Source organism: Streptomyces antioxidans (assembly GCF_000968685.2).
GTDB classification, from domain to species: Bacteria; Actinomycetota; Actinomycetes; order Streptomycetales; family Streptomycetaceae; genus Streptomyces; species Streptomyces antioxidans.
Window position 1 is genome coordinate 1 of sequence record NZ_LAKD02000127.1, and the last position, 6,132, is coordinate 6,132.

Genomic DNA, 6,132 nt, shown 5'->3' on the forward strand with positions numbered 1-6,132 from the left:
GCGGGGGTGGCGGGTTCCATGACGGTGATGGGGGGATGGAGCGATGACTGAGTCCTGGTACGCCGTGCGTGATGAGGTGTTCGCTGACGGGTTGCGTGGTCGGTTGCCCAGGCTTCCCGGGGATCCGGCCCGGCTTGAGGAGCTGGCGCGCCAGTATCTGCCTGCTGGTCTGTGGTCGTTTGTGGCGGGTGGGGCGGGTGGCGGACGTACGGTGATGGCGAACCGGGCGGCTTTTGACGCGTGGGAGATTGTGCCGCGTCCGTTGGGTGCCGGTCGGGCGTTGAGTCTTGTTACCGATGTGTTGGGTACTTCGGTGGCTGCGCCGGTGATGCTGGCTCCGATCGGTCTGGCGGGTCTGGCTCATCCTGATGGTGAGGCTGCTGCTGCGCGGGTGGCTGGTCAGTTGGGTTTGGCGATGGCGCTGTCCAATTCCTCCTCGTTGTCGCTGGAGGAGGTGGCTGGTGCCGCGCCGGGTGCGGGTTTGTGGTTTCAGTTGCATCCGCCTCGGGATGAGGAGTTGGGTGCCTCGATCGTGCGGCGGGCGCAGAAGGCGGGTTACCGGGCCATTGTGGTCACCGTGGATTCCTGGACTCGGGGCTGGCGGCCTGCTGACCTTGATCTGGGGTATGACCCGTTCCTGCGTGGGCAGGGTATGGGAACCTTCCTGGCTGACCCGCTGTTCACTGCCTCTCTGCCTCAGGACATGGCCGTCGGTAGTCAGCCGTGGCTCGCGGCTGCTGGGGCCAGGTGGCGGGAGGTTTTCGGTCACAGTGGCCTGAGGTGGGATTATTTCGAGCAGTTGGGTGAGATCACCGATCTGCCCATCCTCATTAAGGGGATTGTGCATCCCGATGATGCGGAAGAGGCCATCGCCCGCGGGGTGAGCGGTGTGGTGGTCTCCAACCACGGCGGCCGGCAACTGGACCGGTCCGTCGCCGCACTCGATGCCCTGCCTGCGGTGGTGAGGCAGGTGGCGGGCCGGGTTCCGGTGCTTTTCGACTCCGGGGTGCGCAGTGGCGCCGATGTCGCCATCGCGCTGGGCCTGGGTGCTGACGCGGTGCTGCTGGGCCGGCCGTGGCTGTACGGGCTGGCTATCGACGGCGCTGAGGGGGTGCGGCATGTGCTGCGCTGCGTTCTGGCGGAGCTGGAGCTGACCATGGTGATGTCCGGTGCCGCGACGGTCGGGGATCTGCGGCACTTGGTCCGCCCGGCTCCCGGCCGGGCAGGTGGGCACTGATGGGGAACGGCCGGGTTGCTGGGGCCAACCGAATTCGTGTGAAAGGGAAGGAACCAGATGCGATCCCAAGCCAAGGTGCGATCCCAGGCCAAGGTGCTGGTCATCGGCGGCGGACCCTCAGGGTCTACCGCGGCGACGTTCCTGGCGCGTAACGGCGTTGAGGTCACACTGCTGGAGCGGGACACCTTTCCGCGCTACCACGTCGGGGAGTCACTGTCGCTGTCGGTGGTGCGGATGATGGACCTGCTGGGGGTCTCCAGCAAGCTCGACGCGTTCGGCTTCCGCCACAAGGACGGCTCCTACTACGAGTGGGGCAAGGAGAAGTGGGACCTGCCCTTCACCGATGTCCCCGGCGGAAAACACAGCTGGCAGGTCACCCGCGCTGACTTCGACAAGATCCTCCTCGATCATGCACGGGAAGAGGGGGTGGAGGCCTTCGAGGGCCACCGGGTGCGCGATATCCGTTTCTCCGGTGACCGGGCGGTGGCGGCCCGGTGGCAGAACGGCGACGGGCACGAGGGCGAGATCGACTTCGACTATGTCATCGACGCCTCCGGCCGTGCCGGTCTGCTCGCCAAGCGCCACTTCGACATCCGCCGCATGCACGATGTCTTCCGCAACGTCGGGGTCTGGACGTACTGGAAGGACGCCAAGGACATCGCCGAGGGCCCTGACGGCGCGGTCACGGTGTGCAGCACCGCCGAGGGGTGGATCTGGGTGATCCCGCTGCACAACGGGATCACCAGCATCGGCCTGGTCACCGACAAGAAACGGTTCAGCGAGCAGTGTTCCTCCCCGGCCGATGTCGAAGCCCTCTACGACCGGGCCGTGCACGCGCATCCGCTGGTGCGGCGCACCATCGCCGACGCCGAACAGGTGGCGAAGATCCGTACCGAGACCGACTACTCCTATGTGGCGGACCGGTTCAGTGGCCCGGGCCACCTCATCTCCGGCGACGCCGCCTGCTTCCTGGACCCGCTGTTGTCCACCGGCGTTCACCTGGCCACCTTCAGCGCCATGCTGGCCGCGGCCTCGGTCTCCTCCATGGCCGATGGCACCGTGGCCGAGGAGCGGGCCCTGAACTTCTACGACGTGGCCTACCGCTACTCCTACGAACGGCTGCTGGTCCTGGTCTCGGTCTTCTACGACAGCTACCGCGGCAAGGACGACTACTTCTACCGCGGCCAGGCCATGACCCGCGCCGAGCAGCAGCGGCTGCACCTCCACGAGGCGTTCTTGAGCATCATCGCCGGTGTGGAAGACCTCTCGGACGCCACGACCCTGGACGCCTACCAGGTCATCGAGAAAAGCCTGCACGGCTCGGATCCCGGCACCACCCCGCCCACCCGCATCCACAGCCAGTCGCGGGAATGGACGATCATGCCCAACTCCCCGGCGAACGCCATCGAGGGGATGTACCTGGAGATGGAACCCAGCGTGCGGCTGCGCGACACCAGGAACTGACGCCACCGGCGGAGACCCCGCAAGCCCCCCCGGGACCCCGCACACTCGCGCCCTGCCTCCCCGGGGAGGCCCCCGGGGGACAAACGGGACACACGGGATAAGCGGGCAGGTCTATCGGGCAGGCCCATTGGGCAGACAAGGAGTTTAAGGCAGTGGCCAACACCGACCGTATCGCGGCGCAACTCAACCAAGCAGCCGACGACGATTCCTATCCGGTGACCCCGCGCACCGTACCGATCCGCTACCGCGAGCGCATCCGCTACGACCACGAGGCGGCACACGCCATCCTGGACGAGGGCCTGGTGGCACACATCGCCTTCAACCGGGAGGACTACCCGGTGGTGCTCCCCGCGGTCTACGCCAGGCGCGGGGAGACCTTGTACTTCCACGGCTCCCGCGCGGGCCGCTTCGCCCAGCTCGGAGCCGAGAGGGCACCGGTGTGCGTGACCGTCACCCTGCTGGACGGCCTGGTCTTCGCCCGGGCCTGGCTGATCCACTCCGCCGCCTACCGCAGCGTCATGGCCCACGGCCGGCTGCGCCTGATCACCGACGACGACGAGCGGATGCGCGCCCTGGCCACCTTGCTGGAACACATCGCTACCGGCCGCAGTGCGGAGGCCAGGCCGCCCACCCGGCAGGAGTTCGCCAGCGTGGCCGTCGTCGCCCTCGATCTGGAGGAGGTCTCTACCAAGGTCCGTCGGGAAGAGCAGAGTAAATACGAGCCCGCTGATCTCCAGGGCGGCTGCTGGGCCGGGTATGTGCCGCTGCGTCAGGTCGCGCTGGATCCCCGGTCCGCGCCGGATCTGCCCGAGGACGTGGTGGTACCGCCCATCGTGGAGAAATACAGCGGCCCGTTCCTGGTCCCGGAGGAGGCCATGGCCACCGTCCCCGGCCCACCAACCAAACCAGGCACCTAACCCCCCACCGGCTGCCGCCCCCACGGGCTGTCGCCCACCACGGGTTGCTGCCTAAGCCGGACACCTAGCCCCGGCGGGCTGTCGCCCACCCCCACGGGCCACAGCTCCCCGCGGGCTGGAGTCCCCGACGGGTTGTCGCCCACCCACACGAACTGCCGCCCCCCGGCGGGTTGCCGCCCCCGACGGGTTGCTGCCTAAGCCGGACACCTAGCCCCCCACGGGCAGCTCCCCGGCCCCGGTGGGCTGCCGCCCCCCACAGGCTGGCCCCGCCCCCTGGGAGCGGTGCTCGCCCTCCTGGGCGGGGTGCCCGCCCCCCGGAGGAGTGGTGCTCGCCTTCCTGGGTGGGGTGCCGCCCCCGCAGGAGTGGTGTCCGCCCCCGCAGGAGTGGTGCCTGCCTTTCTGGGCGGGGTGTTGGGCGGTAGCTCTGAGCGTACGTGAGAGACCGATCAGCCGCACACGGCACTCCCACAGCCCTTCCGAGACTTACGGAGGACCTGCTATGGCCGACCTGATCGCAGCCCTGCATCAGTCCGCCTCCGATACCCGGCTTATCGTCTACGACCGCGAGGGCACCAAGCTGACCGGGCAGCGGGTGGAGCTCTGCCCGTCGGCCTCTTCCGATGGCACGCTCGAATACGATCCGGTGGAGATTTGGCGGCATGTCCAGACCGTGGTCGGCCTGGCCCTGTCCGCGCTCGGTCGGCCCTCTTCCGCGCTGGCCGCTATCGGGATCGCCGCCCAGCGTGAGACGGCCGTGGTGTGGAACAGGCGCACCGGGCGGCCCTATGCCCCGGCCATCGCCGGGGCGGACCGCCGCTCGGCCGCCCAGATGGCACGTCTGGCGCGGGAGGGGCACAGTGAGCTGATCTACAAAAAGACCGGTCTGGTGCCGGACGCGTTGTTCTCCGCGGGCAAGTTGAGCTGGCTGCTGGACAACGTCGAGGGCCTGCGTGCGGACGCACAGCGGGGCGAGGCGCTGTTCGGCACCATGGACTCCTGGCTGGTGTGGAACCTGACCGGAGGGCATGTCACCGATGTGACCAGCGCCAGCCGCACCATGCTGCTGAACCTGGACACCCAGGATTGGGACGAGGAACTGCTGGCCCTGTTCGGCATACCCTCCGCCATGCTGCCCCAGGTGGCGCCCACCTCCAGCCCCGACCGCTTCGGCAGCACAGCGGGGTCTGGACCCTTTGGTATCGAATTGCCGGTGGCGGGGGTGTTGGCTGAGCATCAGGCAGCCCTCTTCGGTCAGCATTGCTTCCTGCCCGGCCAGGCCCGCTACGGTTTCGAGGGCAGCAGCGCCCTGTTGGTCAACACCGGGACCACACGGGCCGATACTGATTCCCGGTTGCTGGGTACCGTCGCCTATCAGCTGGCCGGTGAGCCGGCTGTCTATGCGTTGGAGGGCTTCGTCCCCTACACCGGTGCCACTGTGCAGTGGCTGGTGGATGGGCTGGGCATTATCCGGGGCGTCGGTGAGATTGAGGCCATGTCTCGGCGGGCGGATGATCCTGAAGGGCTGTATTTCGTGCCGGCGTTTACCGGGCTTGCCTTGCCTCGGCCGGAGTATGGTGCGCGTGGCGCGATCTTGGGTATGGGCACTCACCACAATCAGAATCACATTGCCCGCGCTGCCCTCCAGGCTCTGGCTTACCAGCTGCGCGATGTGATCGAGGCCATGCGGGAAGGGACTGGGTGCGTTCCGACCCAGCTGCGGGTCGATGGCAACGGTGCCTGGTTCGACATGTGTATGCAAATCCACGCTGATGTCCTGGGTATCCAGCTCCGCCGTCCCGCGGACGTTACCGACACCGCCGCTCTCGGCGCCGCCTACGCTGCTGGACTGGCTGCCGGGCTGTGGTCCGACCTTGCCGAAGTGGCCGCCACTCGCCGCGAGAACCACCGTTGGTCCGCACAGTGGATGCCCGCCCAGCGCGAACGCGGCTACGCCGGCTGGCGCTCGGCGCTGGAACGCACCACCGGCTGGGCCGAGGAGGCCACCGAACCACAGGGCGACTGGCTGGCCACCCTGACGGCCGCCCAGTGGCGCGCCGACGGATCACGGTGACCACTACTCCCGTGGCGTTGACCGCCGTCGCCCCGGTAGCCCCTTTAGGCGGTCATCCGGCGGTGCTGCTGCTCACCCAGTTGGCCATCCTGATCGCTGCCGCGCACCTGCTGGGGCGGCTGGCCCGGCGGCTGGGTATGCCCGCGGTGGTCGGCGAACTCGGCGTGGGCGTCCTGCTGGGGCCCAGTGTCTTCGGACAGCTCGCCCCCGCGGCCAGCCACTGGGTGTTTCCCCCACAGGCGGGGCAGTTCCACTTGCTGGACAGCATCGCCCTGCTCGGTGTCCTGGTCCTGGTGGGAGTCACCGGCATGAGCCTCGACTTCACTCTGGTGCGTAGCAAAAGCGCAACTGTCGCCTGGATCAGTCTGCTGGGCCTGGCCATCCCCCTGGGCCTGGGCGTCCTGACCGCGCTGACCCTTACCCCTCGGGTGTTGTGCCCTCCG

The 6,132-nt window shown here is 68.3% G+C and carries 5 protein-coding genes; all 5 read left to right on the forward strand.

Annotation, left to right across the window (positions count from 1 at the left end; genetic code table 11):
* The first annotated feature begins 43 nt into the window (after positions 1-43).
* Positions 44-1,237 carry an alpha-hydroxy-acid oxidizing protein gene (locus tag VT50_RS35360; protein WP_046085456.1) on the forward strand — a complete coding sequence of 398 codons (1,194 nt, stop codon included), beginning with the start codon at positions 44-46 and terminating at the stop codon, positions 1,235-1,237.
* Positions 1,238-1,294: 57 nt separating this feature from the next.
* Positions 1,295-2,701: an NAD(P)/FAD-dependent oxidoreductase gene (locus VT50_RS35365; protein ID WP_240529442.1), complete on the forward strand. Its 1,407-nt coding sequence runs from the start codon at positions 1,295-1,297 to the stop codon at positions 2,699-2,701.
* A 152-nt stretch (positions 2,702-2,853) separates the two neighbouring features.
* Positions 2,854-3,618 carry a pyridoxamine 5'-phosphate oxidase family protein gene (locus VT50_RS35375; protein ID WP_063893209.1) on the forward strand — a complete coding sequence of 255 codons (765 nt, stop codon included), beginning with the start codon at positions 2,854-2,856 and terminating at the stop codon, positions 3,616-3,618.
* Between the two features lie 499 nt (positions 3,619-4,117).
* Positions 4,118-5,689, forward strand: a complete 1,572-nt coding sequence (locus VT50_RS35385) for an FGGY family carbohydrate kinase (protein WP_053048507.1) — start codon at positions 4,118-4,120, stop codon at positions 5,687-5,689.
* On the forward strand, positions 5,686-6,132 hold a 447-nt coding region (locus VT50_RS35390), incomplete at its 3' end, for a cation:proton antiporter domain-containing protein (RefSeq protein ID WP_206269538.1). The genes VT50_RS35385 and VT50_RS35390, both read left to right, overlap by 4 nt.